This is a genomic window from Priestia endophytica, from assembly GCF_026790145.1.
Taxonomy (GTDB): Bacteria; Bacillota; Bacilli; order Bacillales; family Bacillaceae_H; genus Bacillus_I; species Bacillus_I endophytica_A.
This window is the reverse complement of the sequence record NZ_JALAMS010000071.1, coordinates 1-3630: the sequence shown is the minus strand read 5'-3', so window position 1 is coordinate 3630 and position 3630 is coordinate 1. Positions and strand designations below refer to the sequence as shown.

At 32.9% G+C, this 3630-nt stretch carries 3 protein-coding genes; all 3 read right to left on the bottom strand.

All coding sequences use genetic code 11. The features are described from left to right. Nucleotides 1–246 precede the first annotated feature (246 nt). Nucleotides 247–831: a TetR/AcrR family transcriptional regulator gene (locus MOC86_RS26500; RefSeq protein ID WP_268586882.1), complete on the bottom strand. Its 585-nt coding sequence runs from the start codon at nt 829–831 to the stop codon at nt 247–249. A 35-nt stretch (nt 832–866) separates the two neighbouring features. Beyond that, nucleotides 867–2039: an MFS transporter gene (locus MOC86_RS26495; protein WP_268586881.1), complete on the bottom strand. Its 1173-nt coding sequence runs from the start codon at nt 2037–2039 to the stop codon at nt 867–869. A gap of 380 nt (nt 2040–2419) precedes the next feature. After that, entirely contained in the window at nt 2420–3307 is an 888-nt protein-coding gene (locus MOC86_RS26490) for a LysR family transcriptional regulator (protein WP_268586880.1), read from the bottom strand. Between the last annotated feature and the right edge of the window lie 323 nt (nt 3308–3630).

Below are 3630 nucleotides of genomic sequence, written 5' to 3'. Positions count from 1 at the left end.
AAAGCTAGTTAACATAAGATGAATTATGAGAAGTACAAAAGGCATAAAACCATTGCTTCACCAAGGTTTTATGCCTTTTATCTTTCCTATAGTTACATTTTTATGGACAGTTTGTTTTAAAAACAATTATGAATGTCCTTTTCCTATTTATAAGGATGCTGTAAACAAGATATGGGTTTACGACGCTAAGGATATTTCAGTATTTAAAAATTTCAAGTTTCCAAGGTAACAAAATAAACAGTCATATCATACAATACTAGGATAATTTGGTTCTGTATAAATACCATGCCAATAGATATCAAAAGAAGCTGAAAATGCTCGTTCGAAAGAATGCTTATTTTCATATACAAGTTGAATCATTAATCCATCGAATAAGGTTAGGAAACCAGAGGTAGCTTCTTCGGCTGTCAAACGGATCTTAAGCTTCTTTAATATATTTAGAATTTCTGTTTTTAGGGTATGAATGTAATTTCTATACATGGACAATACCCAATCTGATACTTCTAATGAAGAGACAAATGAAAGTCTCTGCAAAAACATAACGTTTGGTTTTACATGAAACCGTACTTTCATTTCATTAAGAAATTGATATAGCTGTTCTCTTACAGGATATTCTTTATTTTCCTTGAAGAAATTAATAATGAAGGGTAATTCTTCTTCCATAACTTCAGCATATAGTTCCTTAAATAGTTCTTTTTTGGAAGGGTAATGATAAGAAAGAGATTGTTTGGTTATACCAGCTTCAACTGCTATTCGAGCCATTTTGGTACCTTCATACCCCAATTCATTAAAATGGTGGATAGCAATTCCCTTGATTTTATTTGTAATCAAATCTTTTTCCTCCTAGTTGAAAGGAAACTAAGCGATTATTTCCTTCTTAGCTTTATATAACTAATATACATTAGTAGGAAAGTAACGTACATAAAGACGGATACAAGGTACACAAATTGATAGGACACTACCGTAGCAATGATACCAAGTAGAAGAGATCCACCTCCAATTCCTAAATCAAAAAAGTTAAAAAAGGAAGACATCGCATCTTCATGTTCATACTCAGCAACTAAGTTTAAGCACCAAGTTTGGATGGCAGGGAAGATAGCTCCAAATCCCATCCCATAAAAGATGGCTGCCAAAAAGAAAGAAAAGTTAGTGGATGCCCCATATAGAATGAACAAACCTATAGTACCGGAGATTGCTGATGGGATTAATACATAGGCATGACCAAATTTATCAAATACTTTACCTGTAACCAAACGGACCATAAAGCTAGCTAATGCAATGATAAAAAAGAACCATCCAATGTATTGAAATCCTTGTTCAATGGCATAAAGGCTTATAAAAGACATAATTCCTGACGCCGCAATCCCAACTAGAAAAATTAAAAGAGATGGGAATAATACCTTTTTCTCTAAAAGTTTAAACCTTATATTTTGATTCTCCATCTTCTTTATTTCTCTTGGTTCCTTTTTTAAAAGTAATGCCATGATTAAAGAGACAAAGAGAAGAACCATTCCTCCTATAAATAGAGTAATAAAATTAGAAGATTGGAGAATAGTAATGCCAAGTAATGGGCCTAAAGAGATGGCAACGGTCTCACCTACTCCAAAATAGCCCATACCTTCTCCTCTTCGGTCAGAAGGAATATTTTCAGCAGCAATTGTTGCAAAAAATGTACTTGCAATCCCAAATCCCATCCCATGAATTAAACGAATGATTAACAGTATATAAATATCCGTTGATAAGTAATAAGCCCCTGTACAAATGGCGCTAATACCGATTCCTATTAAAAGTAGATACTTTTTGTTAAATTTATGAGTCAATAAACCTGTAAAAGGGCGAATTAAAATAGCAGAGAACATAAATGCTCCTGTAATTAAACCGACTTGGTTGGCTTCTCCGCCTAACTTTGTGACAAACAAAGGAAGTGTTGGAAGCATCATTTCAAAAACCATAAATAATAGGGCATTTGATAGCGTAATAAATATAAAAGATAGGCTCCACAAGGAAGGTTGTTTCTGTGATATAGAACTTGTTGTCATGAATATTCTCTCCTATTTCTTATTTGCACAACCCTATCTTATCTGACTAAGGTAAGATAATCAACCTTTTATTTATAAGCAACTTAAAATAGCTTAATTCTATTCTAATTATAGATGTAACAATAGAACATTATATTTTAAATGACCTTTTTATTCATTCTAATTAATATGACTATGGTCATATTACTGTTAGTTATAAATAAAAGAAATTTGATTAGGGGATAATTATTATAGATAGCGATTACAACAAGAAATGAAAAGAGAAATTAGTTAAGAAACCAATTTAGGGTATAATTATTAGGAAGGCAGATACAAAGACAAAAATGGTTGATTTCTTGTTATATAAAAAGAGAAGGTCATGATTAAACCTTCCCTGCATCTTACTTAAATTCTTGTTTAAACGTTTCAATAAATTGAACAGCACTTTTAGAAATATAGCGATCTTTCAACCAGATGAGTGCCGATTGGGAATTAATTGTTCCATCGTCAATATTGATAATTCTTAATCCATGCATAGGGAATGCTTCCAGTGTTGATTGTGGTAAGAGCGTAGCTCCAATTCCAGCTCTTGCAAGTGATAGAAGCATAGCTGCATCTCCACACTCGCAAATAATTTCAGTATTAACTCCATGTCTATCAAACTCTTCAATGACAACCTCATAAAGGCCAATCCAATTGGTTCGATGTAGTAACATAAGAGGAATCCCAGCAAGTTCCTTTATTTTTATACTCGTTTGATGACTCCAATTTTCAGACATGATGAGAACAAACTCATCTTTAGGCAGGGGAACAAAAGAAAATCCATTCATTTCTAGGGGCTCTAGAGGATATCGTACAATGGCCAGCTCAATCTCTCTTTTTATTAAACTTTGGGCCAAACTATACGTATCACCTTCTTTCAATCGGAAAGTGACCTGTGGATATAACTGACGAAAAACTTGAAGCCTATGTGGTATATAAGAAAATCCTGTTTTGGTGGAACCAATTGATAATACGCCTCTCAGACCTTCTTCTATTTCCTTAACTTCTTTTACCAAATCATCCATTTGATTTAAAATACTTTTGGCTTTTTTATATAATAACCTTCCTCCCTGTGTGAGCTCTAATTCTTTCCCATTCCTCTCCAGTAAACAAGCGTCTAGTTCTTGTTCCATTAATTTAAGTTGGTGACTTAGAGGAGGTTGTGCCATGTGAAGCCTTTTAGCTGCACGTGTAATTTGTCTTTCTTCGGCGATTGCGGAAAAATAGCGTAATTGTTTGATATCCATTATAAAAATCCCCCTTCACTATGCATATAATTTTGGTATGTAAAGTCAATTACTCTAATATTTTTCATATAGCATACCACATGGTATATCGTAATTGTAAGCGATAACAAAATAGTGTTCTCTAATAGTTAATGATTAGTTAAATGATGAATATAGCATGATGAGGGTGATGTAGTTGATGTTTCTCAATGAAAACTTTCAACTTTTCCGTATGTTTAAATTCAGAAAGCTTAATGTTTAGTTCAAATAACCTATATTATCGGTACAAAGAACCTAATTGATATCAATTAGGTTCTTTATTCAAGCATTTGTAAGTGTGTTTC